General features: G+C 67.8%; 17 protein-coding genes and 3 pseudogenes. 10 read left to right on the top strand and 10 right to left on the bottom strand.

Annotation, left to right across the window (positions count from 1 at the left end; genetic code table 11):
• Window positions 1-307 precede the first annotated feature (307 nt).
• Window positions 308-505: pseudogene (locus ACFW9Z_RS33825) on the top strand (DUF2637 domain-containing protein); the annotation flags it as partial.
• Window positions 506-880: 375 nt separating this feature from the next.
• Here the strand turns inward: ACFW9Z_RS33825 and ACFW9Z_RS33820 are convergent.
• From ACFW9Z_RS33820 to ACFW9Z_RS33800, 5 genes are all read right to left on the bottom strand, one after another.
• Window positions 881-1,708 carry an SLATT domain-containing protein gene (locus tag ACFW9Z_RS33820; protein ID WP_384647019.1) on the bottom strand — a complete coding sequence of 276 codons (828 nt, stop codon included), beginning with the start codon at window positions 1,706-1,708 and terminating at the stop codon, window positions 881-883.
• A 637-nt stretch (window positions 1,709-2,345) separates the two neighbouring features.
• Entirely contained in the window at window positions 2,346-2,756 is a 411-nt protein-coding gene (locus ACFW9Z_RS33815; RefSeq protein ID WP_384647017.1) for a hypothetical protein, read from the bottom strand.
• Entirely contained in the window at window positions 2,753-4,906 is a 2,154-nt protein-coding gene (locus ACFW9Z_RS33810; protein ID WP_384647014.1) for an integrase, read from the bottom strand. The genes ACFW9Z_RS33815 and ACFW9Z_RS33810 overlap by 4 nt, the downstream gene beginning before the upstream one ends.
• Window positions 4,903-6,645, bottom strand: coding sequence for a hypothetical protein (locus tag ACFW9Z_RS33805; RefSeq protein WP_384647012.1), 1,743 nt, complete (start codon window positions 6,643-6,645; stop codon window positions 4,903-4,905). The genes ACFW9Z_RS33810 and ACFW9Z_RS33805 overlap by 4 nt, the downstream gene beginning before the upstream one ends.
• Entirely contained in the window at window positions 6,642-8,078 is a 1,437-nt protein-coding gene (locus tag ACFW9Z_RS33800) for a site-specific integrase (RefSeq protein ID WP_384647010.1), read from the bottom strand. The genes ACFW9Z_RS33805 and ACFW9Z_RS33800 overlap by 4 nt, the downstream gene beginning before the upstream one ends.
• A gap of 140 nt (window positions 8,079-8,218) precedes the next feature.
• Between ACFW9Z_RS33800 and ACFW9Z_RS33795 the strand changes: the two are divergent.
• The 5 genes and pseudogenes from ACFW9Z_RS33795 to ACFW9Z_RS33775 all read left to right on the top strand — a co-directional run.
• Window positions 8,219-8,515 (top strand): annotated as a pseudogene (locus tag ACFW9Z_RS33795) (DUF2637 domain-containing protein); the annotation flags it as partial.
• A gap of 97 nt (window positions 8,516-8,612) precedes the next feature.
• Window positions 8,613-9,755 (top strand): tyrosine-type recombinase/integrase, encoded by a 1,143-nt coding sequence (locus ACFW9Z_RS33790; protein WP_384647008.1) that lies wholly within the window; start codon window positions 8,613-8,615, stop codon window positions 9,753-9,755.
• The gene (locus ACFW9Z_RS33785) at window positions 9,752-12,262 is read left to right on the top strand and encodes a tyrosine-type recombinase/integrase (RefSeq protein WP_384647006.1); all 2,511 of its coding nucleotides are present in this window, start codon (window positions 9,752-9,754) and stop codon (window positions 12,260-12,262) included. Before ACFW9Z_RS33790 ends, ACFW9Z_RS33785 begins: the two co-directional genes overlap by 4 nt.
• Window positions 12,259-12,828, top strand: coding sequence for a DUF6262 family protein (locus tag ACFW9Z_RS33780; RefSeq protein ID WP_384647004.1), 570 nt, complete (start codon window positions 12,259-12,261; stop codon window positions 12,826-12,828). Before ACFW9Z_RS33785 ends, ACFW9Z_RS33780 begins: the two co-directional genes overlap by 4 nt.
• Before the next feature lie 817 nt (window positions 12,829-13,645).
• Entirely contained in the window at window positions 13,646-13,927 is a 282-nt protein-coding gene (locus ACFW9Z_RS33775) for a hypothetical protein (protein ID WP_384647002.1), read from the top strand.
• A gap of 81 nt (window positions 13,928-14,008) precedes the next feature.
• On the opposite strand, the gene ACFW9Z_RS33770 is transcribed toward ACFW9Z_RS33775, so the two are convergent.
• From ACFW9Z_RS33770 to ACFW9Z_RS33760, 3 genes are read right to left on the bottom strand one after another with little or no spacing between them, the layout of a single operon-like run.
• Window positions 14,009-14,752 carry a hypothetical protein gene (locus ACFW9Z_RS33770; RefSeq protein ID WP_384646999.1) on the bottom strand — a complete coding sequence of 248 codons (744 nt, stop codon included), beginning with the start codon at window positions 14,750-14,752 and terminating at the stop codon, window positions 14,009-14,011.
• Window positions 14,749-16,806: a hypothetical protein gene (locus ACFW9Z_RS33765; protein ID WP_384646997.1), complete on the bottom strand. Its 2,058-nt coding sequence runs from the start codon at window positions 16,804-16,806 to the stop codon at window positions 14,749-14,751. The genes ACFW9Z_RS33770 and ACFW9Z_RS33765 overlap by 4 nt, the downstream gene beginning before the upstream one ends.
• A 41-nt stretch (window positions 16,807-16,847) precedes the next feature.
• Window positions 16,848-17,216 (bottom strand): hypothetical protein, encoded by a 369-nt coding sequence (locus ACFW9Z_RS33760; RefSeq protein WP_384646995.1) that lies wholly within the window; start codon window positions 17,214-17,216, stop codon window positions 16,848-16,850.
• 350 nt (window positions 17,217-17,566) lie between these two features.
• Here ACFW9Z_RS33760 and ACFW9Z_RS33755 point away from each other — a divergent pair.
• Window positions 17,567-18,499: pseudogene (locus tag ACFW9Z_RS33755) on the top strand (hypothetical protein); the annotation flags it as partial.
• Between the two features lie 231 nt (window positions 18,500-18,730).
• Here the strand turns inward: ACFW9Z_RS33755 and lysS are convergent.
• Window positions 18,731-20,494 carry a lysine--tRNA ligase gene (lysS, locus tag ACFW9Z_RS33750; RefSeq protein WP_384646993.1) on the bottom strand — a complete coding sequence of 588 codons (1,764 nt, stop codon included), beginning with the start codon at window positions 20,492-20,494 and terminating at the stop codon, window positions 18,731-18,733.
• Between the two features lie 137 nt (window positions 20,495-20,631).
• On the opposite strand from lysS, the gene argS reads away from it, so the two are divergent.
• Window positions 20,632-22,413 carry an arginine--tRNA ligase gene (gene argS / locus ACFW9Z_RS33745; RefSeq protein WP_384646991.1) on the top strand — a complete coding sequence of 594 codons (1,782 nt, stop codon included), beginning with the start codon at window positions 20,632-20,634 and terminating at the stop codon, window positions 22,411-22,413.
• A gap of 100 nt (window positions 22,414-22,513) precedes the next feature.
• On the opposite strand, the gene ACFW9Z_RS33740 is transcribed toward argS, so the two are convergent.
• Complete coding sequence (locus tag ACFW9Z_RS33740) at window positions 22,514-22,963, bottom strand: hypothetical protein (RefSeq protein ID WP_384646989.1); 450 nt, start codon at window positions 22,961-22,963, stop codon at window positions 22,514-22,516.
• A gap of 322 nt (window positions 22,964-23,285) precedes the next feature.
• Between ACFW9Z_RS33740 and ACFW9Z_RS33735 the strand changes: the two genes are divergently transcribed.
• Window positions 23,286-25,286, top strand: a complete 2,001-nt coding sequence (locus ACFW9Z_RS33735; protein ID WP_384646987.1) for a CoA transferase — start codon at window positions 23,286-23,288, stop codon at window positions 25,284-25,286.
• Window positions 25,283-26,500, top strand: coding sequence for an acyl-CoA dehydrogenase family protein (locus ACFW9Z_RS33730; protein ID WP_384646984.1), 1,218 nt, complete (start codon window positions 25,283-25,285; stop codon window positions 26,498-26,500). The genes ACFW9Z_RS33735 and ACFW9Z_RS33730 overlap by 4 nt, the downstream gene beginning before the upstream one ends.
• Window positions 26,501-26,553: the final 53 nt, after the last annotated feature.

Below are 26,553 nucleotides of genomic sequence, written 5' to 3'. Positions count from 1 at the left end.
ACGTCCTGTGGGCCATGATCCGTGACGGACAGCGCTACCAAGGTTCACCTCCCGTCACGGCTGCGGCTTGACATCACGATTGGGAAGTCCTTTCCTGCGGTCCTGCACCGTAGCGCCCAAGTCGTGACCTGAACGGCCCCGGGGCCCGAACCCCCAGGCCCGCGCCGCTTTTCCGGAGCCCGTCACTCCGCCGGGCTCCGGCCTTCGCCCCTCCCCACGTCACAGGACTCGCACACATGTGCCAGGCTGTGCCAGCGCCGGACGTCGGATGCCGGACGGAGAGAAGAAGTCGGGGAGGGGAGCGCCGGTGGCCGCCATACCGCTGACACGCACGCACCGGATACTCATCGGGATCGTCGTCGCCGGTGCGGTGATCATCGCCGCGATCGGGTTCGCGGGCTCCTACGCGGCCGTGCGCGAGCTGGCCGAGGCCAAGGGGTTCGGGCAGTTCTCCCTGGTCTTCCCGATCGGCATCGACGCCGGGATCTGTGTCCTGCTCGCCCTGTTCCCTGTCAAGTTCTTGTGTTCAAACTCTCGACTCCGTAGTCAGCGTGACCAAATCAAGAGCGTCGCCTGTTGTAGACCCGGCCGTCAGGCGATCTATATCTCCCGTACAGCGCGCCCGCGGCTACAACAGGCAGCTCCACTGGGCACAAGCTCCCAAGCCTCTCCGGGCTATACGGTTCGATCAGCTCGGCTCTTCAACCAATACGCACGAGCCAGGCCCTTCTCGTCTGGATGAGCAGCAAGGCGCGCGAAGATCCACGCTGTCCGTGGATCTAGTCCTGGGCGCCGCTTGGTCATACGGAGAGCGCGCCAAGTCGTCACGGGGGCGAGTAGCCAGCGACTGATGGCGATTCCCCCGAACTCGCGTGCCAGCCTAGACAACTTCGCCGCTCCCTTCGTGCGGCTGGTCAAGCTGCTGCTCACGCTTGCGCTGCTCGACTCGTAGGAGTTCGATCTCCTTGGCGAGCTTGGCCAGCCTGAGGTGCTCCCCGCCCTCGTCATAGGGGTAAATACCCAAGTCGAAAGCCGTAGCATGGCGTTCGATGTCGTCCGCCGTCTGCTGGAGGTAGAAGGCCCTCTCGCGCCACTTGTAGTATCCGGTGAAGCCTGCTGCTGCAGCAACGGCGAAGGTGATGCCCATGGCCCAGTACTTGAGCGGAGGCGGAGTATCAGCGAGGGCAGAGACTGCCGTTCCACCCAGAGACCCCAGAATGATGATGGCCTGGGCGAAATTGTGCTTCCTCCTGTACTTTCTTCCGTCCTTACGTAGGCCGTCAAGCTCCGCCGGGATCGAGTCCTTATACGAGTATTGGCGGTCTGGGACCGGAAGCCCGAGGCGAGCGGCATCCAGAAGGCGCAGTTCCTCCGCAGCTTCAAGTTCGATCTTGAGCTCGCGCGCCTTCTTTCTGTAGTGCCCCTGTGCGTTCTTCTCTATGAACCGGATCCCCCAGAAGGTCCCTGCGCTGAGCACGAAAATAGGGATGACGATCTTGTTCGCGAGGGCGATGGCAGACCACCCAACGGCCACGTTCGCAACGATGAAGGTGAAGAGCAGGACGACGGCAAGGGTGCCAGATAGCCAGCGGATTGTCGTCTGGGCGGTTCTGATCCGTAAGGCGACCCGGATCTCAGAGATAGACTTTTTGTGCCCAAGTAGGCGATTCACCCGTCCTGCTGTGTCCGGCGGAGTGCCCTCCATCATTCCCAACCTCTCTCTCCGTAAGGGTTGAACCGCGGGGACCGGGTGAGGCGCAGGCACCTGGCCGCGGCTCACCGTTGCATCGCCCGGAAGAACCCCGGGTTCCCCCTCACGCTGCACGGAACGGGTGCTTCGCTGCAAGGCAATGACAAGGAACACCCCACTGAGCACACCGACAAGCATGATCAATGAGCCCACGCCGACAGCAACGAGAATCGGATAGGCGGCTTCCAAGATCTTCCCCGTTAGTTCGTGATCACATCGCCAGCTTCGTTGACCGAACTGCAACAAGCCCATCAACGTGGCGAAGCGTCAGGCTAGTTGCCCACGCCAGCGATGGCGTGTGACTGCCGGATTCGGCCACGTAAGTGGCCAGATCTCTTCGGCGTTGGGGAACTCGTCAGGCCCCGGGTGAGAAGGACAGAGTCGTCGGAGCGTCCTGAGCGGGACCTATGCCAGCGGGGAGGCCATTTCGTCAACGGTCAGTCTGAGATGTGGACACGCACGACCGCCTCGCCCACTGCGCTACATCGTGGAAATCGAACCAGGTAGAGCCGTTGCCTCTGTCGTCCCTTGAGGCAGCGCGAGACACGTCGTCCCGAGGAGGCCATGGCAAGAGTCGTCCTGTGAGCTGGTGTTCTCACGCAGTCGGTGGGCGAAACACCACTACGTTGTCAGGAGTCGGGACAGGTTGTGCTGACGTGCCCCGCTCTTGGGTGAGTACGGCGCCGGCGAGGGTGAGGCCGGTGACCTGGTGGCGGAGTTCGTCGATCTCGGCCTTCTGGTTCGCGATGGTCTTCCTGAGCTTGGTGACGGTCTCGCGGAGTCGTTTCTCGGTCTCGGGTACCTGCTGCGTCTCGTTGCGGACGCGTTCGTAAAACTCGTTCTTCAGGTCTGCGTGCCGCTTCATGAGGGCCATGCGGTGGACGTCGGCTTCGACGGCCAGGGCGGTAACGGTGAGGCTACCGTTGGAGACAGTGGGCTGCCCGGCCAGGAGGCGGTCCATGGCCTCGCGGACGCGGATGCGCTCGTCTTGGTGCTGCTCGGTCATGTCAGAGCCTCGATGGTCTGGGTAGTGGCGTCATGGGTCGCGGCTGTCTCGCGCAGCCTGGCAGCATTGGCCTGCAGTTTCCGGGCGATGGGACCGGGTGCACGGTCGGCTAGCTGATCGATCTCGTCGGCTCGCGCACGTAGTTGGCGGGCATGAGTGTCGGTGCGGACTGTATTGCCGCAGCCAGATGTACAGGCGTACTGCCTCGGGGCGGTGGCGCCCGGCTCGGGTTCGCAGAGCGCGTTGTCATGCTTGAAAGCGCAGATGAGGAACGCATCAGGGTTGTCGTAGAGGACAATGCCGTCCCGGGCCAGGAACGCGGTGGCCTTCTTCGCAAAGGTCTTTGGTACGAGACGGCCTTCGAAGCGGGGCGCTTGTCCGGCCGCCGTGACGGCTCGGCGGGCCGCGGGACCGGAGATCTTTTCGCCGGCCGCGGTGCGGTCGCGGAAGCGAGCGGCGGTGTCGGCGGCCGCCAGGGCGGTCTCGACGTCGAGGACGCTGTGCAGGCCGCGGCGGCTGCGGGAGGCATAGCCGCTGGAGGTTCGGGTGTCCAGGACAGTACGCATGTGGCCGTACTGGATGGCCAGGGCGGCCAATCCGCCGGGCCGACGGGCGACGTGCCAGGCCAGGGTACGGCGGAACCGGGACATGCCGATCGCGCCGAACGGGTCCTCGGGGATGAGCTGATCAAGTAGCCCCCGTGCCTCGGCCTCACGGTTCACCCAGGTGACAAAGGCTTCGATCCGCCGGTTCAAAGACGCACGCCGCATCGCTCCTTGGCTCTGCTTGCCGCCGGGGCGATGCACGTCGTGATGGGCAGCACTGAGGAGGAGCTCGTCCTCGGGGACCATGCGTTCCAGGACCCGGATAGCGCGGACGACCGGTGCGATCGCGACCCAGGGGACTTCGCGGATCTCGCCGGCGGAAGTGTGGTTGCCGTTGTCGTCGAGGACGTTCTTGAAGTGATAAGTGCGGATCAGGTGCCGGCCTTCGGTGCCGTCTGTAGTCGGCTCGGGGTCGGGGCAGCAGCCCGATCGCAGGGCCTGAACTTCCTGAGGGCGCATACCGGTGAGGTAGACGATCACGATGGCGGCGGCGGTGCCAAGTTGCTGCATCAGAGTGGTGGCCTCGCTAAAGGCGATGTGTTCGCGCCAGGGTCTGCCCTCGATCTGTCCTGTGACCGGGACATTCAGCGGGCAGGGGGCCGGGCGCTCCAGAACAAGGTTCTGGATGTTGTGCAGTTTGACGAGGCGCTCGATCTGGGCGTGGGTAGCTCCGGTGTGTGCCGCGACGTAGTCGCGGGCCAGGTAAAGCCTGCCCTTTACGTGCGCGGCGGGGAGCGGGGCACCCGAGTCGATGAGCGGGAGCAGATACTCCTTGAGTGTGGTCCGGCTCGCTGGTGTGGCGATGCTGCTCGCTGCCACGTCCATCAGGCGGCGCTGTTCGGCCCAGGCCGCCAAGATGTCGTCGGCGAAGTCGTTGACGAACCGCAACGCCCAGATGAGCAGCGGCCCCAGGACCTGCGGGGCAAGCGGTTCGGTCGAGTTCTCCGCATTGTCAGTACCGTCAGCGGCAGGAAGGTAGTCGTCCATGCCCTCGGACTCCCACGGCGGGCAGCTGATGCCTGCGGGGCGGGCGCTGAGTTGGTCGTACACCCATAGGTCGGTGAAGTAGCCGAAGACCATTTCGGCATGCACCCGGCTGATGCCCTCGTCCCGGCGCTCTGCCGCGTACGCCTGCCACTGGTCTTTGGTGCAGTCCACAAGGCGGGTGATGCCTTGCTGGTGTAGCCAGCGAGCCAGCCGGAACCACTCGCAGTACTTCTGCATCATGGTCGAAGCCGAGCCCCGTCCCCGGGCCGAAAGCCCCTTGGTACGAAGGAAGGTAGGTCTCCGCTCGCCGTTGATCAGGGACCAGACCACGAGCTTCATCTCGTCCCGCAAGGGCGCCGGGCAGTTCTTCCAGTGGATCGAGATCAGGGTGGCACCCGGATTGTCGATGAGAGGAGCCAGGGACCAGACGGCATCGCGGTAGCGGGAGTTGAGGTGGGTGTTTCCGGGGTTGATCCACTGGGACAGCACCACGGAGCTGTCCGGAGTGGGTGTCGGCAGGATGTAGGGGTCGGCTTCGTGGGCGAGAGCACTGGTCACGGCGCGAGGTCTCCCTTCAGCAGGAGGTGGACGAGGGCGCGGTCATCACTGCCGGCACGGGCCAGGGCAGCGCCCCAGGCTGCGGCGCCGATCTTGTCGCGCAGATCTTCCAGCCGCAGCAAGTGGCCCTGCCACCGCCTGTCCCACGTGCCGTCATCCAGCACGGAGCGCAGACTTTCGAGCTGCTGTTGCAGTAGCGCGAGGCGGGGATGGTGTCCTGGGTGGACATAGGCGTTCTTGCAGGCCAGGCAGAGCATGAAGTCAGCCCCACAGCCGCCTTCCGGTGCTGGCCAGGGACTGGCTGACTCGTCCTCGCAGTCCGCCGTGACCGTCTGTTCGTGAGCGGGGTCCGGGGCGCCGGTGAGATGCCCGCCAAAGACCGCGGCCTCAGCTTGCTCCAAGGCTTCCTCGGCGGCGTCCGCGAAGACACTCCGTGAGGCGCGCTGCACGTTCTCGTCGGGCAGGACGTAGACGCGTTCATTAGTGCTCTGGGAATGCTGCCGGGGCTGGCCTCCGCGAGTCACCGTCGTGCGGCGTACCCGCTGGAAGGGCGAGCCACCGAGGTCGTGTGCCCTCTGCCAGCGGTCTGCGTCGTTGTAGGCGATACCGAAGGACAAGGGGCCCACGGGGCGCGGGCGCTCGGTGTTCTGGTGCCGGTGGGCCTCCTTCGCCGGGGCGTACAGGCGCGCGACCATCAGCAGATCAGTGCCCGGCACCAGCCGGGCGGCCAGGTCACGGCCATGCGCGGTGACCTCCAGCGCCTGCGTGATCAGCCGTCCCGGGGAGGCGGCACCGGAGTCGGTGATGTTCTCGGTGGAGAACCACCGCCCCCGGCCCGCCCGGTGCTTCTCCACCTGGACCTGGTAGGTGATCGAGGTCTTCTCTCCCACGGACGGACCGGTGGTCGGAGCAGGCATCCGGTCGTAGATCTTCAGGTTCCAGGCGAACTGGTCAGTGAGGAGGACCGCCAGCGCCGTCAGCTCCATGCGCGACAAGAACAACCGGCCCCAGGTCTGCTCGGTGCCGGCTCCGCCGAGGAGACTGCGGTGGTCCACATGGGGCTGCCCGCTCGGCAGGATGGTGCGCGGGACATCTCCCGTACGTGCGAGATGGTCCAGGACTTCTCCGAGGCGCCCGCCCCGGCTGTCTTCCTCCAGCTCGCCCGCCCGCCACGCCCTCAGCAGACGGGTGTTCTCCTCGATCCGCAACCATGCCGCCCTGAACTGCCGCTGTGCGGCCAGCACGACGCGCTTGCGCTCGTCATCCTCGTAGGACTGCTTGCTCGGCTTCGCGGCGGGGAAGCGCCGCAGCAATTCCTCCGTCACAGGCCCGCCGGCAAACTGCGGCGCCTGCTGAAGCAGCAGGCGCACCGTACTCAGCACAGCCTTTCCGGTGACCGTACTCACGTGCCGGGCACGCCAGCGCTTGAGCACCGCAACGGTCACGCCGTCCAGATCCTCTGGAGTGTTGTCCAGCTCGGACAGGAACGTGGCGAAGACCATCAGCCTCGACCAGCAGGTCTTGGCGGTCTCATGGCTGGTCCAGGCCATCGACCGAGCCGCGTACAGCCGGGCCAGCGAACGCTGCAAGGGCTCGGGGACCGGCAACTCGGAGAAGTCGAACTCCCTCGCGTAGCCAGTCTTGTTGACCACGGTGACCGTGAGTCCGTCCGGCCCTAGCGGCGATTCGGTGCGGTGATCCGCCGGCGGAAGCCCGGCCCGATGGCCACGCCGGCTCACGATGCCTCCCCGAGAAGGACACCAATGTCCTGGATACCAGCAGACTCACGGGCAAGGCGGGCAAAGACGTCGTCCAGGTTGCTGCGCTCCTCGTCCCGCTCATCGCTGTTCTCGGCGGCGGCAAGGATCGACTCCAGCTGTAGATGCGCGACGGGCGCCAGATAGTGCCGCTTCGTCGTTTCCACATCCGCGTGCCCCAATAGCGTCTTCACCAGCCACCACGGGTCACCGAAGAGCAGTGCGAAGTCCCGCCGGTCCTTCTGCGAGAGCCCGAAGCGGTTCTCCATCAGCTCGTTCAGCACCACCAGCATGTAGAGCGCGTACGAGTGCCGGGCGGAGTGCGGCGTCGCGTACGGACTCTTGCCTCGTACCTCCGCCAGCCGGAACCCCCGCCCCAACTCCCGCTCCTTTGGTGCGAGAAGAACCTCTTCGCAGCGCAAGTTCGCGGAACTGAACACACCGTTCCACCGGTCCGGAGCCATCGGCAGGCCCTGCTCAGACAGCCACAGCCAGGCCGGTTCTGGCCCCTCCGGCCCCTCCATGAACAGCCACTGCCGCTCGCGCCACCCGAGTCGGCCCAGCTCTCGGCCGCCGACGACACCATCCTGGCCCACCCACTCCACCATCGGCTTCAGCCCTCGCGTCACCTTCGTGACCAGCCTCATCACGGGCAAGCGCTCATAGCGGCCCTCCGCCTGGGCACGCTGAACCGCCCACGCCCGCTCCGACTCGATGTACGCCTCGACCTGCCCGACCGCACCCACCGACGCGTAGAACGTCCTCCCCTTCTTTGCCCTGGTCACCGCTCCGGCGATGACTCCATGGCAGTACCTGCCACGCCGCAGCTGCTGCGTGGGCAACTCGAACGTCAGCAGCGAGCCGCCCTCCTGCCGCCGCAGCCCGGAACTGAGCAACAACTGCACGAAGGCCGTGTTCCGCAGCTCAGTCCGCGCATCCCACCCCGGCACCGGTGCCCCAGCCTTGTCGTGGCCACGCAACCCGACGTCCGACCACAGAGCCCAGGTGCGCGGCGTCAGCCACGACACCCGCGCACTGACCGAGTCCGCCGCCCGGTCCTCACGCCGCGAGACGTCCACCGGCAACGGCCGGACCTTCCCCCACGTGAACAGCTTCGTGAACGCAGCCGCCTCTCGATTCCACTTCGTCCCGCTGATCCGCTCGGGATTCGCTGGCGCCTCGCACCGCCAGTTCCGGTAGTCGGCCAGGTCCTGCTCCGTGGCCTTCCGCCACGGCACCCGTCGCGAGGACAGGAACTCCAGCAGCAGCCGGATGTCCGTCGCGTAGTTCCGCTTCGTCTCACGCTCCAGGTTCCGGAACTCCTTCGAGCGGACGAAGTCCAGCAAGTCCGTATCCACCGCTCCGTCCGGCCGGACGAACACCGGGTCACCGGGCCGCAGCCCGATCTGGGCCACAGCCTCTGGCAGATCCCGCACCCCCAACACCCCGTCTGGCGGCAGAGCACCCCACCGCCCCGGATCCGGCACCCACACCACAAACCACGAACCCACCAGATACCTCCCTTGGCGCTTGAACTCATTCAATCATCAGGGAAGCCCTGGACCTCCTCCTCACCTGGATGCGCATCCCCTTCCCGCTGCTGCGCCAGACGGCGTGGCTGCTGACCGCCGCGACCATCGCGTTCAACGGCGCCGCCTCCTGGCCCGACCCGCTCGGCACCGCGATGCACGCGGTGATCCCGGTCCTGTTCGTCGTCTCCGTGGAGGCCGCCCGCCACGCGGTGGGCCGGATCGCGGACATCACGGCCGACAAGCACATGGAGGGCGTACGCCTCACCCGCTGGCTGCTCTCTCCCATACCGACGTTCAAGCTGTGGCGGCGCATGAATATCTCTATGCCGCACTGACTCGCCAGGGACGTGAGGCACGTCTTGTCACTCGTTCGTGGCTCACAAGTATCTACAACGCATGAGTCACGTTAGGTACGGCATGAACGCCGATACCTTTCAAGCTGAGCGTGCCCTGTCCTCCAGTGGAGACCCGCAGAGCACCCGATGGGTCATCCTCGATCCCCAGCTTTCGATGCACCGGGAGGGGACGGACTTCCTAACGTTCCTGCACGGTGCTGACCGGTCCGTGAACACCATCAGGGTCTACGCCGGGCGCCTGGCCTTGTTCCTGACCTGGTGCGCCGAGTACGCGGTCGACTGGAGGACCGTCACGCTCGCCTCGATGGCGCGCTTTCGGTTCTGGCTGGAGTCCACGGTCGGCAGGCGAGGCAAGCCTCGTTCCGGGGCGACGGTCAGCGCGACGATCACGGCGGTGGTGGAGTACCTGCGGTACTGCGCTCTTCACGGCGTGATCGCGCCGGAGGTGGCGGACCGCTTGTCGCAGCCGCGCTACCTCGCGACACCGCCGCCTGGCTTCAATGCCGGTGAGCGCGGGCAGTTCCGCACGGTGCGCGCGAAGGCGATCAAGTCCCGCGAGGTTGAGAAGCCCTACGAAGCTCTGTCCGAGGAGCAGGTCATCGCGGTGGTGGCTGGCTGTCGTACGGCTCGCGACCGGTTCTTGGTGGGGTTGATGCTGGCGACCGGAATCCGTATCGGGGAGGCTCTGGGGCTGCGTCGGCAGGACATGCACTTCCTGCCCGATTCCCGCGCCTTGGGCTGCAGCGTTTCCGGGGCCCACATCCACGTGCGCCACCGCCGGGACAACGAGAACAAGGCCCTGGCCAAGTCCCGCTATCCGCGCGTCGTGCCGGTCGACGGGCCCACAGTGGCCGAGTACGTGGCCTATCGCGCCGACCGCGATGCCGTGGTCGAGGCCGAAGCAAACGACCTGGTCTTCGTCAACCTCTACCAGCGGCCTCTGGGCAAGGCGATGACCTATCAGGCGGCGAAGGGCATGTTCGAGCGGCTGTCGCGGCAGTGCGGATTCGTCGTGCGCCCGCACATGCTGCGGCACACCGCCGCGACGGCCTGGGTTAGGGCCGGCGTGCCGATCGACGTCGTGCAGCAGCTGATGGGGCATGTGTCGGCGGCGTCCACCGCGATCTACCTTCACGCGAATGAGCATGAGAAGCGGGAGGCCGTGGAGCGCGTAGCCGCTCAGCGGGAGGTGGCTGCGCGATGAAGCAGGTGATCGCTGCAGCCCTGCCCTCGCGCCTGGAGCCCGAGACGCCGGGGGCTGGCTGGTTGGCTTGGCTGCGCCAACACGTGCAGCCCGACTGGCGTCCGGGCGAGTGGGACCACGAGCGGATGTTCTTCGACGGCGATCTGGACAGCGACGCCACCGGTGCGTCTCGTTGCAAGGTTGTCGCCTGCCAAGCGCCGTGCCCTGGTCGTGTCGGCCGGTGCTCTCCCTGCGCAGCTGCCGCCCGGTCGAGCGATGTGCCGGACGATGAGTTCGACGCCACGCACCAGCCGGCCCGGAAGCGACGCGTACGCGGAATGTCGGACCGTGAGGTGTGTCTGGTCGCCGACAGTTCAAGGCGATGTGCACGGGAATCGGTAAGTCATGGACTCTGTCCCACGCATGCCTCAACCTTCAGCGAGTGCAGAAGACGCCGCCCCGAGCTGAGCGTTGCGGACTGGCAGCGCTCGGCGCGCCCTCAGCCGCTGATGCACCAGGGAGAATGCCTCGTCGGCGGGTGCCTCCGTGAACAGCAACAACTCCGGTTATGCGTGTCACACCATGGAAAGTGGCGCCGCGAGCTCAGCAGCGGCACCCACACTCCCGACCAGCTTTTGGAGTGGGCAGCCGCTACCGGTCCGTTCCTCCAGGTCCATCAGTTCTGGTGCGGCGGGCTTCACCCCGTCGTCGCCCACGAACTGCTGCTCGGCCTGCAGGAACGCGACCAGGCAGGGCTGAGCATCAGTCCGCTCGCGGTGCGGCTCGCCATCGCGGCCGTCGTCGGCGTGGACAGCTTGTGCGGCCTGGACTTGTCGTCACTGCGGTTCGGCAGGGAGAAGGGCAGCAGCCCGGCGCGCGCCTTGTTGGGGCAGATCCAGCGCATGGTCGAGCGCGCTCACCGGCAGTACGAGGGGGCCGACCCGATGGCGGGCGAGGTCTGGGACGCGGCCGCCGTGGGCCTGTGGGCCGCGACCCATCGCCGCTACGATGCGGTGAAGGGCGACATCGACTTCCGTGGCGTCCGGCAGCAGTGGTTGCGCACAGTGCTCATGGAATGGGCCCGCTCGGTTCGGCCGACCATCCAAGATCTACGCACCTCCCTTCTGGCCTTCTCCGCCGCATCCGAGGGACTAGCCCAGCGAGCTGGCGGCGGCGCTCCCTCACGTCTCGGCGCCGCGGACATGACGGCGGCCGTCGACGCGATCAAAAAGTCCCGGAAGAAGGACGGGAAGCCCCGGGCGTCCGCCACCCAGGACAAGCTGGTCAGAGCATGGTTCGCCGTGTTGGAGTTCGCGCGTGCGAGTGGGCTTATGGACGATGTTCCCGGCGCCTTCAGCCGGGCCCGCCACCACCGTGTGGCTCCCATCGAGGTCAATGAGGAACACGTCGGCCGGGCCTTGCCCGACACCGTCATTCGGCAGCTGGACGCCCAGCTGCATCTGCTGGATGTCTCCCATCGGGGCTGGCCGAAAGATCTCTCGCAGCTGTTCCATCAGACCGTCTACGCCGTGCTGCGCGACACCGGGCGCCGCCTGGGTGAGGTCGCGAGCCTCAAGGCGGGCTGCGTCGAGCAGGAGGACGATCACTACCAACTGGTCTACGACAACCACAAAGCCAAGCGGAACGGCCGCCGCCTGCCCATCTCGCAGAGCACAGCCGAGCTGATCACCCGCTGGGAACAGCGCCGTGCCGAACTCCCGCTGACCGAGCGTGCAAGACGGTGGCTCTTCCCCAGCGCCATGCACGGCTCCGGCCGCGGGAATGGGCACATCCGCGGTGACAGCATCTCGGCGGTACTGCGCACCTGGGTCGACGCACTCCCCTGCATCGATAGCGACATCCCGGGGCCCGACGGGCAGCCGCTGCCCTTCGACCGCTCCCAGATCAGCGCCCACGCCTTCCGCCACACCTACGCCCAGCGGCTTGCAGACGCCGGTGTACCCGTCGATGTCCTGCGCGACCTGATGGATCACACCTCGGTCGATACGACCATGGGCTACTACCAGGTGACCTTGAAGCGTAAGCGGGAGGCCGTGCGAACCCTGGCGCCCCTGGCCGTGGACCGCACCGGACGGTCGGCTCCTCTCGCCCAGAGCAAGTACGAGATCGCCTCGGTCGCCGTCCCGTTCGGCAACTGCACCGAGCCATCCAACGTCAAAGCCGGCGGCGGCTCCTGTCCTCTTCGATTCCAGTGCTCAGGCTGCCCCTTCTACCGCCCCGACCCGTCCTACCTGCCGGCAATCGAAGATCACGTACGTGATCTGAAAGCAGACCGCGAGACAGCTGACGCCGTCGGGGCAGCCGACTTCGTGTTGATCAACATCAACGCTGAGATCGACAGCTACCAGGACGTTGCCGCCACCATGCGCGACCAGCTCGCTACGCTGCCCGACGATGAACGACATGAGGTCGAGGAAGCAAGCAAGATCCTCCGCAAGTCTCGGGCCAGCGCGTCTCACAAGCTCCTGCCGCTGACAGTGATCAAGCCGCGCGAGGAGGGCCAGTGAGCAATCACGAAGCCCGAGCTGCCGCGCTCAAGGCAGCGCGTAAGCGCGACAGCCAGGACAAGCGCCGCCGCGTCCTGGAGGTTCTTGACTCCCTGCAGCGCGCTGGAGCGAAGATCACGTTCGCCAGGGTGGCGAAGGAGGCGGGCGTCTCCAGCTGGCTCGCGTACTCACCGGGGCTGCGCGAACACATCGACGCCGCCCGTCGGCGCCAGGAGGAACTCGGCATCGAGGCGACAGCCGACGCCGTCCCACAACAGACCCGCGTCAGCAACGCCAGTCTCAAGACCGACCTCTCACTCGCCCAGCAGCAGGTCAAGGAGCTCCGGGAAGAGCGCAACCGGCTGCGCGAGCGGCTGCGCATCCAGCTCGGCACGGAACTGAACCACACTGACAGCAGCGAACTCACGGCTCGCGTGGAGGAGTTGAACCGCGCGAACGCGGCACTCACCAAAGATCTCCAGCAAGCCCAAGCCGACAACAATGCGCTGCGCGACACGATCGAGGGCCTGGAGGACGACCTGACCGCAGCCCGGCAGAGTCTGCGCAAGATGATGCGCGCCAAGTAGATCCAGATCAGGCTGCCACCACTCAACACCGGCGCGACTGCAACGCCCGTACCATGCCGGTGCTGAGCACAGCCCCGCCCGAAGGAGGAACAAGCCCATGGCCCCGCGGCGGAGCCCGGTACGCCCAATCCACTTCCTCCTGGCCCCGCGCATGGCGCGGCGCCTGTACCTGTGGACGCTGGACAACCCCGGCCTCACCTACCGGGAAGCGTTGAAGTGGGAGAGCCTCTGGCAGCTTGAGCGTGCCCGGCTGCGGAAGGCCTACGGACGATGGCTGTGGCGCTTGAGGGCGCCTTGGCCGGAACGGACTCCTCTGCGCACCGGACTGTTCAGCCCACGGTTCCTCGCGGAAATGCGGTCTGCTCAGAGACTCGTGAACGGCAGCTGAACGCAACCGTGTCGAGTGGGGCCTCGCGCCAACGGCCGGACGCCAACCAACCGCTCGCCTTGAGGCGGCCGAATCCCAGAAGGGGAGGACGTGGAGAACCGGTTCGCAGGAGGGTGCACGTTGTGTTCCGTGCAGGTCGCGGCACGCGGCGGGTTCGTACAGAGAAGTGAGAGCGGCACATGGGAGCTGCGCTGCGCAACATGCCGATACGTTGACGAGCTCGCCGAGGCGGATGACTTCGACCCGGACGAGATCGTCCTGCCCGTGGCACCACCGCCGGGATCCGCTCCCGTCCTGCACCTTCGTGTTCTCGGACTGAACCGATCCTGTTGGAAGTGCGGAAGGGACATCACCTGCATCGCAGGCCTATACCCAGCCCGTCCAGCACGCGGCTACTGCGGGCTCTTCACCACAGAGAACGCCCGAACCATGGCACTCGCCGTGCAGCTCCTGGAGCGAAACGACCGGGCGGATCTGACGGCACAGGTCAAGTCCCGATACAGCAGGACCATGCGCGAACGACAGCTGACGAACGGGTGCCGACACTGCGATGCACTCCAAGGCAACTTCCCTGTCCAGGAAGAGGCATTCGATCACGTCGTGGCAGCTGGCGGGCCGGACGGACTCGACACCCTCCTCGTCGCCGAGTGCCCTGCCCTCGATTGGCAGGCGATTGTGCACGACAACGGTGGCGGTGTCATCGCCGTCTGACACGAGGTCATACAGAGGTCAGCTGGTACTCACTCCAGCCCCGTGAGAGGGGAATCAGAGGCCGCCTCTCGCCCACTCTCATTAAGGAAGGTCGATCTTTCCAGTCTCTACCGTACGAACACCCACACGCTCCAGCGTGCCGTTCATCACCTTAAGGACAAGTGAGAGAGTCTCCTCGTCTTCAATAACGCTGAATACTTCGTCGACCTTCCGGCGAACACGCCGCTTCTCGTCCGTGATCTGATCGATCCTCGCATCGTAAAGATTCTTCTGCAATTCTCCAAATGCACCCAGAACGGACTTGACCTTCTTTTCTGGATCGCCGGCCGCGAACTGAAGGTCCGCATACCTACTGACCCACCAGACAGGGCCCAGCACAGGATCAGAGAGTCGATCGAGCAGAAGATCGAGTTCAACCGTCTCTCGTGCGTACGCCGTGCGTAGAGCAGTTTCTTCTTCGGCTCTGCGCAGCGCTGCTTCTTTCGCCTGCTTGGCTACCCGAATGCGCACGCTTCCTTCCACCTGGACGCGCCGCTCGTCATCCCACAGCGCCTGACAGAGCACGGCGTTCATGGCATCCTCCGCAATGGCGGAGTGCAGCAGCCGATGATTGCGCGCCACATCCGCCAGCTCTTCCCGAAGCAGGTCGCGGACAAGCGCTCCGGGATCCCGAGGGCAAGGCATCGTGGAATCCGGATTCAAACGCCACTCATAGCGAACTAGGGCACGGTAATAAAGTCCGCGATCCCTACTTTCCAGAGGCACGGAGAAGGAGCGACGGATGGATTTCCGCCACTCCTTCAACCATCCGAAGATCGAACTCATTGCGCTTCGCCGACCGCCTCATTTGCGCTGCGGAGGGTCTGCCCTGTTACCTCATTTTCCGGTGGGGCCCCGGGTGGAGCATCAACTCCACTAACATCCTGCCGAATCTCTGCGACCAGCGCTTCGATCAGAACGTTCTTCAGTGGCCCTTCTTCCGTAAATACGGCCTTGATGAACGGGCTCGCGATTCCTGGAGCGCGGCCGAGAGCGATAATTATCGCTACCACGGGACCTTGGGAAATTTGCCCGTTCTCGGCGCTTTGGCGCCAGCTCAGCAATACGTTCTGAGCGTGGGAGGGATCGTCGCTGGCCTGGAAAACATGCTTCCAACCTTCCAGCAGCCGACGACAGATCGCTTCACCCGGCTCGCCTCCCCGGGCGAGTGCCGCGCTGAGCGGCGCCTTTTCCTGCTGTCTCTCGGTCGAGGGGGCAACGAAAACGTCGAAGAATACATCTATCGGCGTTCCCGTCTGCCTTCCGGAGTTCGCAATCCAATCGACGACTGTGTCGACCACGAGGGGGGTGAGTTCGGCATCGCACGCCAAAGCTCGTAGTGCGTCGATGGCTTCCTGCCTAGCCTCTCCGGATCCCGGCGAGTTGAGGATGTAGCGCGCCCTAGTCAAGGCTTGGCTGGGGTACGTCTTCCCGAAGGCACCTGAACACGCACGGGCAACCGCCCGTTGGCGTGCGGGTTCCTTCTTCCCCCTGGCCCACGTGGCCAGCTCGGCTCGCGCCTGGCTGCCGAGTGTGGGATGCACGGCAAGGTCGGAAATCAGGTCACCGACAAGCTCCAGGTACTGCTTTCCGTCGTTGTGCAGCCATCCCTCCGCCAAGTCGAATATCGGAGCGATGCCCACGGTCTCTGCGAGTTGCGTCAGCGACGAAGCAAGGGCGCCAAGATGCTCCTTGGCCGGTCCCTGACTGATCTCCTGGAGCCACTCCGTCAGCACCTCATCGCTCAACTGTGGATGCTTCGTCCAGAGGTACCGCAGGATTGCTGGCCCCTGAGACTCATGGACGAGCGATGCGGCACCGGTAGTCACGTCGAAGGACATGCCTGCCGGCTTGAGTCGACTTTGTGCGTCCGGCATCGCCAGCAGACCGCCCTCAGGCATGGGCAGGTCGACCTTCGGTGCAGCCAGCAAAAGGTCGGCGCTGTTCAGCACTGCGGCAGCAGGAGATTTATCCAAGAAGGCACCAGCAATTCGGACAGCTCGCTCTTCGACCGCATCTGAACCGCCGCTGAACCACTGGCTCAGGTGGCTCTCCCAGCCGTGGTACTCATCAAGGGCCTCGTCATCCTTGATGTGCTTGGCCCTCGCGATGATTGACGCCAGCCGAACCGCTTCGCCGGGTGCGCAGTGTTCCGGCAGCAGGCCGTGGAAGACGCTCTCCGTGTCGCCGATCCAGCCAGAGCGCGCACGCGTGTCTTCACTTTCGTCGCTCTCCAGGTACTTCTTGACGATCTTTTCGGGATCGGGGAGCCCGATGTCCGCTACGAGGATCCCGGAATGTGCCCCGGCAGCCCGGGCTTGGGACCAGACGGTTGTCGTAGCCGTAATGACCATGTAGCTATCGGCGTTGCGCAGGCCGGACGCGTAGGCCACGAGGTCGTCGTAGAAGTCATCCGGCAGCGGTTCGGTGACACCGCGCAAGTTGAGGAGGTACGCCGCGCTGCGCTCCTTAGGAAGGCAGTCCACGTCTGGTTCGTCCCAGTCAGGCCGCAGTTCGAAGATGCGATCAGGCGGGAGGTTTGTGGTAGCCAGCAGGCGGAGCGCTGCCGACTTGCGGCCATGCTCCTCGGGAGCCAGCAAGACCACGATGCGGGTGGCCGTGCTCCCGAAGGATGTACGGATCGCTTGTCTGGCCCTGTCGAAATTGGTGTTGTACTCGTCGTCAGGGGTGACGAAGCGATTGGCCGGCATCAGCTTGTCAGGGCTGACCTTGCGTGGACGCAAGCGTCGCAGCCCGGTCAGGTAGTTCGTGATGTTGTTGTCGCGGCCCGCGATGTTCAGATCGCCGAGGACGGCGTTGCCGTTGACGTCCTGCTTCACCGAGGGCTCGCCCGGAGTCGGGGTCGGGATCGGCGACGACATCAGCGAGCACCCCCGAAGTTGTTGTCCCGGCCGGCAACGTTCTGATTACCGAAGACCAAGTTGTTTTTGACGTCCTGCTTCACCGAGACATCGGCAGGAGGCTCCACCCCCTGCGCCTTCAGAGCATCGATGAGCTCCTGGATCGTGTCGGGCTCGTCACCAACGCAGGAGGCCAGGATCTCGCGCACCTGGGGTTCCACGGCGTTGATCATGGCCTGCCTCTGGTCAGGCTCAGCAGCCGCCACTACCTGCTCGAGGGAGTCGAGTCGGGCCACCGTCTCGGTTTCACCCTCCGCTGCACCACCGTGACGACGGCGCCGGAATGTGACCAGGCTCTTGAGGGCGGGCTTCCAGAGTTCCGTGCCCATGGCTCCCCCCATGGAGGCAGCGGCTGTGAGCAGAAGATCGGCCGATGTTGTCACGACAAACTCCCCCATGTGTGTCAGTCACAGCTCGGTCCTGCCGGTCGAAGGACCCACTGTTCACTGCGACTTGTACGGGGATGATATGACCACTCCGATCGGATCGGGCGCCGAGCAAGCGGGGTGGCTGGATTCTGTAGATGCCGCATGTGCGCCCCACACGTCCGGAGGGAGCGAGCCAAGCCGCCACACCTTGAAGCAGGTCGAGGGCATCGTTAGGCGACCATGTAACTCACGTTCCAGACTTCTCCGTAACGTCTCCAACTGCATAGACGTTGTGTCGCGTAGAGATAAGCATGAAGCTGTGGGAACTGCGCAGTTACGAGCAGGTCATCAAGCTCGAACAGGAACGGCTGATCTACCAGGCCCGCCTCCAGGCCCGGTTCGGCCGCAACTGGCGCCGCAAGGCCCCGGTCGAGTCGATGATGCCGCTGCGACTGGCCAAGTACGGCGTCCCGCTCGCCGAGACCGCCCCGGCCGGACTCGCCGCCGCAGGCATCGAACCCGCCCTCCTGCCGCCCGCCCCGAAGGCCGAACTGCCGTACGAGCCCCAGCGGGAGCAGCCCCAGGAGCACGAACAGGGTCGCGAGGAGCAGCAGCCGCAGCAGGCCCACCAGCACCCCCAGGAGCAACAGCAACAACAGCCGATGTCGCTCCAGAAGCAGGAGCCTCAGCAACAGCTCCAGCAACAACAGCAGCTCCAGGAACAGCCCCAGCCGCAGCCCCTGCCGCTGGAGACCCCCCAGCCCCCGCCCACCCACGACAGCCCCTGGTTCGCGGCCCAGAAGCTCCCGGAAGCCACGCACACCAGCGCGTACGACCCACAGCACGCCGAGAGCCTGGAGCCCACCCCCGCCGCCGTCCCCCTGGGCCCGGGCCGCACCCGCCCCCTAGGCAACGTCGGCACGATCGGCGCGGTCCCACACCCCCGCCGCGAGGACCCAGAGCCCGTACAGGAAGCAGCGGAGGAGCCCCCCGCCGTCTCCGAGGAGGCGCCCCAACTGGAGCCCTGGTCCCAGGAGGACGAGGACTTCGCCAACCGGGCCTACGAGGAGTTCAGCGCGTACACGGACCAGGAGGGCCAGTACCCGAACGTCGAGGCCCTCGACATCACCCTGGCCGACCGCCACGACGTGCACCACCCACGCTCGACCGAACTCCTCCAGCACCTGATGCCGCAGTTCCGGGACCACTACATGCAGCGGACGACAGCCGACCAGAGCGCCTGACGCACGGCCACACAACATGGCGAAGGGGCACGGGCGGCACCGAATGGCATCGAACGAGGTACTGCCGGTAGGCCGTCAGGGCAACGTGTTTGGGCTGTGTACGGTGAGGCGGTCAGCCCCGCGCTCCTGGATGGCGCCTGAGACGTAGACGTAGACGTAGACGTACACACGAAAAGGCCGCCGCCCGGGAGAAGTTCCCGAACGGCGGCCCTTGTCCGTACACCTACCGCGCTACGCGCCCAGCAGCCTCCGCACCCGGTCCGCACCCACCGCGAGCAGCAGCGTGGGCAGGCGCGGGCCCGTGTCGCGGCTGACGAGCAGCCGGTACAGCAGCACGAAGAACGACCGCTGGGCGGCCTTCAGTTCGGGCGTCGGCTTGGCGTCCGGGTCCAGGCCTGCCAGCACCTTCGGGACGCCGTAGACGAGCGTGGTGAGCCCGTCCAGCGACCAGTGCGAGTCCAGTCCCGCCAGGAGGAGGCGCAGCGACTCGCGGCCCTGGTCGTCGAGCGAGCCCAGGAGCTCCTTGTCGGGCTCGTCGCGGACGATGGTGCGGGCCTCGGCCGGGACCTGGGTGGTGATCCAGTTCTCGGCGCGGTCCAGACGCGGGCGGGCCTCGTCGAGCGAGGTCAGCGGGTTCTCCGGGTCCAGCTCGGTGAGGATGCGCAGGGTCTGGTCCTCGGCGCCGGCGGTGATGTCGGCGACCGAGGCGAGCGTCCGGTACGGGAGCGGGCGCGGGGTGCTCGGGAGCTCCCCGGCCGCCGTGCGGACGGCCCGCGCGTACGCGGCGGCGTCGGCGGGCAGCACCGTGCCGTCGGCGACCTTGCGGCCCAGCGAGTCCCACTCGTCGTACAGCCGCTGGATCTCCTGGTCGAAGGCGATCTTGAACGACTGGTTGGGCTTGCGGCGCGCGTAGAGCCAGCGCAGCAGCGGCGCCTCCATGATCTCCAGCGCGTCGGCCGGGGTCGGCACCCCGCCCTTGCTGCTGGACATCTTGGCCATGCCGGAGATGCCGACGAAGGCGTACATGGGCCCGATGGGCTGCACGCCGTCGAAGACCTCGCGGACGATCTGGCCGCCGACGACGAAGGACGAGCCGGGCGAGGAGTGGTCGACGCCGCTGGGCTCGAAGATCACGCCCTCGTACGCCCAGCGCATCGGCCAGTCGACCTTCCAGACCAGCTTGCCGCGGTTGAACTCGTTGAGCCGGACCGTCTCGGCGAAGCCGCACGCCGAGCAGGTGTAGTTCAGCTCGGTCGTGTCGTCGTCGTAGGACGTGACGACGGTCAGGTCCTTCTCGCAGTTGCCGCAGTAGGGCTTGTACGGGAAGTAGCCCGCGCTGTTGCCGCTGCCGTCGTCCTCGGCGGCGGCGCCGGAGCCCTCGGCGGCCTCCAGCTCGGCCTCGTCGACCTTCTTCTGCTGCGGCTTCTTGCCACCCTTGCCCTGAGCCGCCGACGGGTCCTTCTTCGTCCGGTAGCGGTCCAGTACGGCGTCGATGTCGGCCCGGTGCTTCATCGCGTGCAGGACCTGCTCGCGGTAGGTCCCGGCGGTGTACTGCTCCGTCTGGCTGATCCCGTCGTACTCGACGCCCAGCTCGTCCAGGGCGGCCGTCATGGCCGCCTTGAAGTGCTCGGCCCAGTTCGGGTACGCGGAACCGGCCGGGGCGGGCACCGAGGTCAGCGGCTTGCCGATGTGCTCGGCCCAGGACGCGTCCACCCCGGGGACCCCGTTCGGGACCTTCCGGTAGCGGTCGTAGTCGTCCCAGGAGATCAGGTGGCGCACGGTGTGCCCGCGGCGGCGGATCTCGTCGGCGACCAGGTGCGGGGTCATGACCTCGCGGAGGTTGCCGAGGTGGATGGGGCCGGACGGGGAGAGCCCGGAGGCGACGACGACCGGTTTGCCAGGCGCACGACGCTCCGATTCGGCGATGACATCGTCCGCGAAGCGGGAGACCCAGTCGGTCTCGGTGCTGGTCTGACTCTCGGCCACGGTCGGCACGTCCTTCTCTCGTCTGTCGGTCCCAGTGGGTTACCGACCATTCTCCCAGCTACCCCCCGTAGCGCGAAAACGGCTTTACGCAGCGTGGGATACTCCAAGAGATCCCTTGTACCCCTACGGAAACGGCAGCCCGTCCCATGCCTGAGCACGGCTCGGTCCCTTCCCTCGCTTCCACGCTCCAGCAGCAGCTGGCGGACGCCCTGACGGCAGCCCTGCCGGAGGCCGGCGCCGCGGACCCGCTGCTGCGCCGAAGCGACCGGGCCGACTTCCAGGCCAACGGCATCCTCGCCCTCGCCAAGAAGCTCAAGGGCAACCCGCGCGAGCTGGCCGCCCAGGTCACGGCCGCCCTCCCGGCGGGTGAGCTGATCAAGGACATCGAGGTCTCCGGGCCCGGCTTCCTCAACATCACGCTCTCCGACGAGGCGATCATCCGGACGCTGGCCGCCCGGGCCGCCGACACCGAGGGCCGCCTCGGCGTGCCGGTGGACGCGGCGGCCGGGACCACCGTCATCGACTACGCCCAGCCGAACGTGGCCAAGGAGATGCACGTCGGCCACCTGCGGTCGGCGGTCATCGGCGACGCGATGGTCCGGATCCTGGAGTTCACCGGCGAGAACGTGGTCCGGCGCCACCACATCGGCGACTGGGGCACCCAGTTCGGCATGCTCATCCAGTATCTGATCGAGCACCCGGGCGCCCTGAAGCACGAGGGCGACGCGGCGGACGGCGAGGCGGCGATGTCGACGCTGAACCGCGTCTATAAGGCGTCGCGTGCACTGTTCGACTCGGACGAGGACTTCAAGGCGCGTTCGCGGGACCGGGTGGTGGCCCTCCAGGCCGGGGACCCCGAGACGCTGGAGCTGTGGCAGGGCTTCGTCGACGAGTCGAAGATCTACTTTCACTCGGTCTTCGACAAGCTCGACCTGGAGATCCGCGACCCCGACATCGTCGGTGAGTCCGGCTACAACGACATGCTGGAGGAGACCTGCCGCATCCTGGAGGAGACGGGTGTCGCCGTCCGCTCCGAGGGTGCGCTCTGCGTCTTCTTCGACGATGTGCTGGGCCCGGACGGCAACAAGGTCCCGCTCATCGTGAAGAAGACGAACGGCGGCTACGGCTACGCGGCCACCGACCTCTCCGCGATCCGCAACCGGGTGCAGGACCTCAAGGCCGACACCCTGCTGTACGTGGTCGACGCCCGGCAGTCGCTGCACTTCAAGATGGTCTTCGAGACGGCCCGCCGGGCAGGCTGGCTGAACGAGGACGTCCAGGCCGTGCAGCTCGCCTTCGGTACGGTCCTCGGCAAGGACGGCAAGCCGTTCAAGACCCGTGAGGGCGAGACCGTGCGGCTGGAGGACCTCCTCGACGAGGCGGTCTCCCGGGCCACGGCGGTCGTCCGGGAGAAGGCCGAGAAGGTGGGCCTGTCCGAGGACGAGATCGTGGAGAACGGCCGGTACGTCGGCATCGGCGCCGTGAAGTACGCGGACCTGTCGACCTCCGCCGTGCGGGACTACAAGTTCGACCTGGACCAGATGGTGTCGCTGAACGGCGACACGTCGGTGTACCTCCAGTACGCGTACGCCCGTATCCAGTCGATCCTGCGCAAGGCGGGCGACGCGGTCCCGGCCGCCCACCCGGAGCTGGCGCTGGCCCCGGCGGAGCGCGCGCTCGGCCTGCACCTGGACCGGTTCGGCGAGGTGCTGGGCGAGGTCGCCTCGGCCTACGAGCCGCACAAGCTGGCCGCGTATCTGTACCAGCTCGCCTCGCACCTGACCACGTTCTACGACCAGTGCCAGGTGCTCAGCCCGGACAACGCGCCCGAGACCGTCGAGAACCGGCTCTTCCTGGTGGACCTCACCGCCCGCACCCTGCACCAGGGCATGGAGCTGCTCGGCATCCGGACGCCCGACCGCCTCTGACGGCACCGGCTGTACGCAGCCGCCTGTACGTACGTCGGCCCCGGCACCCTTCCCAGGTGCCGGGGCCGATCGCGTACGTGCGCACTCTTGTACGGGGTCGTCACTGCGGGCGCCCCAGCGCCCACCCCGACACGTCCGAGAGCCGCCCTCGCCACAGCGGCAGCGAGACCGCGCTCATGGCCCCGCCGAGGAACGTCACGTCCCGCAGATGGATCCAGCGCGGCAGCCGGGCCGCCGCCTCCGCGTCCTGCTCCTGGCCGTGCAGCTCCCGTACGCCCTGGTCGACGGTCTCGGGGAACTCGGCGAGCAGGTTGGCGCCCTCGCCCTCGACCTGCCGCAGGCTCCTGGCCCACTCGGCCTTCCACTGCTCGTGCCCGATGACGTCCCCGTGCAGGAGGCCGCCGGGGTGCGTGAGGGTGAGGGGCAGGCTGGAGCGCGGGTCCTCGTCGAGGAGCTGGATGAGGAGTTGGAGCTGAAGGTCGGGCAGAGGTTCGGTGATCACCGCGGCGGACGGTGCCGGTGCCGGTGAGGTTTCGGCGGTGGCGCTCATGGGCCCTTCCCTTCCTATGGCGGACGACGGTCGTCCTCCCCGCCTGCCCGGCGAGCGCGCGACCACGCCCCGGGGCGGCCGACTTCAGGAGAAAGCGGCGGTTCCGCACGACGCCCGCTTCCCGCGCCCGCCGGAGGACATCGTGGTGGTGAACTCCCCGCCCAACTCCTCCACCCGCCGGGCCGATCCGACCGGGATCCCCCCATCGGCTCCCACCCGAGCCCCCATACGACTATGGTTAGCCTAACCTAACTAACGGCTCGTCTCCGGTCGTCCGAAACGCGCCGCCCGCCCCCGGACACCCACGCCCCCGGAGGACCCGTTGACTTCCGCGCCACCGCTCTCCCCGCTCACCACCAGCGAGGCCCTCCCCCTCGACGGCCACCTCGTCCACCTGCCGCCCGCCCCGCCCGCAGGCCTCGCCACCGCCACCGGGGTCGTCCGGGACCACCTCACCCGGCTCGGCGCCCGGTTCGGCCCCGGCTCGGGCCCCTGGTACGGCAGCGCGACTCCGACGCGGGAGCGGCACGCCACACCCGGGCAGGAACACCCCACACTCGGCCGGGAACACCCCACACCCGGCCGGGAGACGCTCACCGGCCCCCAGACCCTCATCGGCCTCAGCGGCCCGCACCACGCCCCCGGTACGGAGCTGACCCTGCGCGGCTGGCCCACCGGCGACCCGACCCCCTTCGACGAGACCACCGCCCAGGCCGCGACCGGCCTCATGGCCCTCCACGGCCGCGCCAACGGCGGCCCCCGCCCGCTCGGCGTGGACTACCTCTCCACCCTCGCCGGGGTCACCGCCACCCAGGCCCTCCTGGCCGCCGCCCTCTCCGGCCTGCGCGGCACCCCGGTCCGCACCGCGCGCGTCAGCGTGGTGCAGGCGGCCCTGTTCTCCCTCGGCCCGTACGTGGCCGCCGCGACGGCCGGGGACGAGCCGGAGGAGGTCCCCAGCCCGCCCTACCGCCGGGCCGCCCGGCCCCCGTTCCGCACGGCGGACGGGGTGCGGTTCGAGGTGGAGGCGCTGGAGGTCCAGCCCTGGCGCGACTTCTGGAAGGGGGTCGGCGCCCCCGCCAAGGACATCGCGAACAGCTGGCGGGCCTTCGCCGCCCGCCACGCCCGCGCGGCCTCCCCCCTCATCACGACACTCGCCCAGTGCGCGGCCCGCCACTCCTACGCCGACCTCCGCCTGATCGCCGAGCGCACCGGAATGGGCATCTGCGCCCTGCGCACGCTCGCGGACCGGCGGGCCGACAGCGACGTACGGTACGACGACGACCCCTGGGAGCTGCGCGAACTCCCCCGGGACCACGGCCTGCCACCCGCCCCCCACCGGACGGCCCGCCCCGGCGCCCTCCCGCTCCCCCTCACCGGCCTGACCGTCGTGGAGTCCACCCGGCACCTCCAGGGCCCGCTGGCCACCTCCGTACTCCGGGCGCTCGGGGCGCACGTCATCCGGATCGAACAGCCGGGCGGCGACCCGGCGCGCGGGGCGGCGCCCCTGACGGGCGGGGTCTCCGCCCGGTTCGCGGCGCTCAACGCGGGCAAGGAGGTCCGGCAGATCGACATCCGTACGGCGGCGGGGCGCCGCGCGGTCGCCGAGACCGTGGCCGAGGCGGACGTCTTCCTCCACACCTGGGCCCCGGGCGAGGCGGCCCGGCTCCGCCTCGACGAGGAGGACCTCGCCCGCGCCCGCCCCGGGCTGATCTACGCCTGGGCCTCCGCCTGGGACCGCGCCCCCGGCGAACCGCGCCCCCTGGGGACCGACCCCATGGTCCAGGCCTGGTCGGGCGTGGCCGACACCGTACGGACCCCCGACGGCAACCCGGCCCCCTCCCTGGTGACCCTGCTCGACGTGCTGGGCGGCCAGGTGGCGGCCGAAGGCATCCTGGCGGCGCTGCTGGCCCGCGAGTCAGGAGCGGCCACCGGGCGGCTCCGCGTCGACACCTCCCTCCTCGGGGCCTCCCGCGTGCTCCTGCGGCCCCAGCTCCGCGGCCTGGACGAGCTCCCGGCCACCACCCCGCCACCGACGACCGGCTTCGTCGCCCCGACCGCCGACGGCCTGATCGCGGTCGGCACGGCGCCGGAGACGGCCCTCGCCGCGACCGGCGACCCCATGCCCCACCGGACCACGAAGGACGCCCCGGCGCAGTTCACCACCGCTGCCTCCGCCACCTGGATCAAGCGCCTGAACGCGGCCGGGATCCCCGCCCGCGAGGTGGTCACCGACCTCGCCGAACTCCCCCAACTCCCCGCGCTCTCCCCGTACTTCACTCACGACGGCTGCGCCCGGCCCACACCCCCCTGGAGTTTCTCGTGAGCGCCGCCACCACCACCTCCGTACCGACAGAACCGACAGAACCGACGGAGCCGACGGAGCCGACGGAACCCACAGAACCCACAGAACCCACAGAACCGCCGAACACCGAAGGCCCCCGCCTCACCCTCTCCCACGACGAGGCAGTGGCCGCCGCACGCGCCCTCGCGCCCCGCCTCCAGAAGTACGCGGCCGAGGCCGACCGGCTGCGCACCCTGCCCGCCGAGGCCGTACAACTCCTCGACGAAGCGCGCCTATTCGACGTCCTGACCCCCCGCTTCTGGGGCGGCAGCGGCCTCGGCTTCGCCACCGCCCTCCTGACCACGGAGGAGCTGTCGCGCGGCTGCGCGTCGGCGGGCTGGCTGCGCGCGGTCATGGGCGGCAACACCTGGACCGTCGCCCAACTCCCCCTGGAAGCACGGCAGGAGGTCTTCGCCGCCCCCTCCACCCGCGTCGCCCTCCAACTCCGCCTCAGCGGCCCGCCCGCCCAACGGGTGCCCGGCGGCTATCTGTTGCGCGGCATGTGGGGCCGCTTCTGCTCCGGCATCGACCACGCCGACTGGATCGCCGCCGAGGTGAGCGCCCCGCCCGCCCCCGGCGCCGAACCCGAACCGCACGTCATGCTCCTCCCGCAGGAGCGGACCGTGGGCATCGACGACTGGCACACCAGCGGCCTTCGCGGTACGGGCAGCCGCTCGTTCACGGTCCCCGAACTCCTCGTCCCCGAACACCGCGTGCTCCCGGTGAGCGCCCTCGACCCCGTCAACCCCTCGCCCCACGGCCGCCCGAGGACGACCCCGTACCGGATGGCGTTCACCGCCATCGGCACGGTCGCGCTCGCGGGCGTCCTCCTGGGCACGGCACGGGCGGCCCTGGACACCTACGCGGGCTCCGGCAGGAGCGGTGGCCGCACCGGGCTCGACCTCTCCGCGCTCACCGCCACCGTCGACACCGCACGGGCGCTGCTCCTCGCCGACCTGGACACCCTCGCCGCCTCCGGCACCCCCGGCGGCACCCCGGAGGAGCGGGCCCGGATGCGCCGGGACATCGCGTACGCGGGAACGCGATGCCGGGAGGTCGTCAACGCGGTGTACGAGGCGTCCGGTTCGGCCGTGATCTACGACGACTCCCCGGTCCAGCGCATCTGGCGCGACGCCAACGCGGCCGCCCAGCACCCGGCGTTCGACCTCCGCCGCTGGGGCGCGGCCTCCTCATGAACGGGGGCGGGCCGCTGCCACGGACAGCGGCTCGCCCCTCCCCCAGCCGACTC

This window comes from Streptomyces sp. NPDC059452, from assembly GCF_042750035.1.
Lineage (GTDB): Bacteria > Actinomycetota > Actinomycetes > Streptomycetales > Streptomycetaceae > Streptomyces.
Note: the sequence above shows the minus strand (reverse complement) of the source record. Positions and strands in the feature narration are given on the sequence as shown.

Coding starts and splice junctions, on each gene's coding strand:
- ACFW9Z_RS33820 (WP_384647019.1), bottom strand. CDS start 1,708: ATGATGGAGGGCACTCCGCCGGACACAGCAGGACGGGTGAATCGCCTA.
- ACFW9Z_RS33815 (WP_384647017.1), bottom strand. CDS start 2,756: ATGACCGAGCAGCACCAAGACGAGCGCATCCGCGTCCGCGAGGCCATG.
- ACFW9Z_RS33790 (WP_384647008.1), top strand. CDS start 8,613: ATGAACGCCGATACCTTTCAAGCTGAGCGTGCCCTGTCCTCCAGTGGA.
- ACFW9Z_RS33785 (WP_384647006.1), top strand. CDS start 9,752: ATGAAGCAGGTGATCGCTGCAGCCCTGCCCTCGCGCCTGGAGCCCGAG.
- ACFW9Z_RS33775 (WP_384647002.1), top strand. CDS start 13,646: ATGGCACTCGCCGTGCAGCTCCTGGAGCGAAACGACCGGGCGGATCTG.
- ACFW9Z_RS33770 (WP_384646999.1), bottom strand. CDS start 14,752: ATGAGTTCGATCTTCGGATGGTTGAAGGAGTGGCGGAAATCCATCCGT.
- ACFW9Z_RS33760 (WP_384646995.1), bottom strand. CDS start 17,216: ATGGGCACGGAACTCTGGAAGCCCGCCCTCAAGAGCCTGGTCACATTC.
- argS (WP_384646991.1), top strand. CDS start 20,632: ATGCCTGAGCACGGCTCGGTCCCTTCCCTCGCTTCCACGCTCCAGCAG.
- ACFW9Z_RS33740 (WP_384646989.1), bottom strand. CDS start 22,963: ATGAGCGCCACCGCCGAAACCTCACCGGCACCGGCACCGTCCGCCGCG.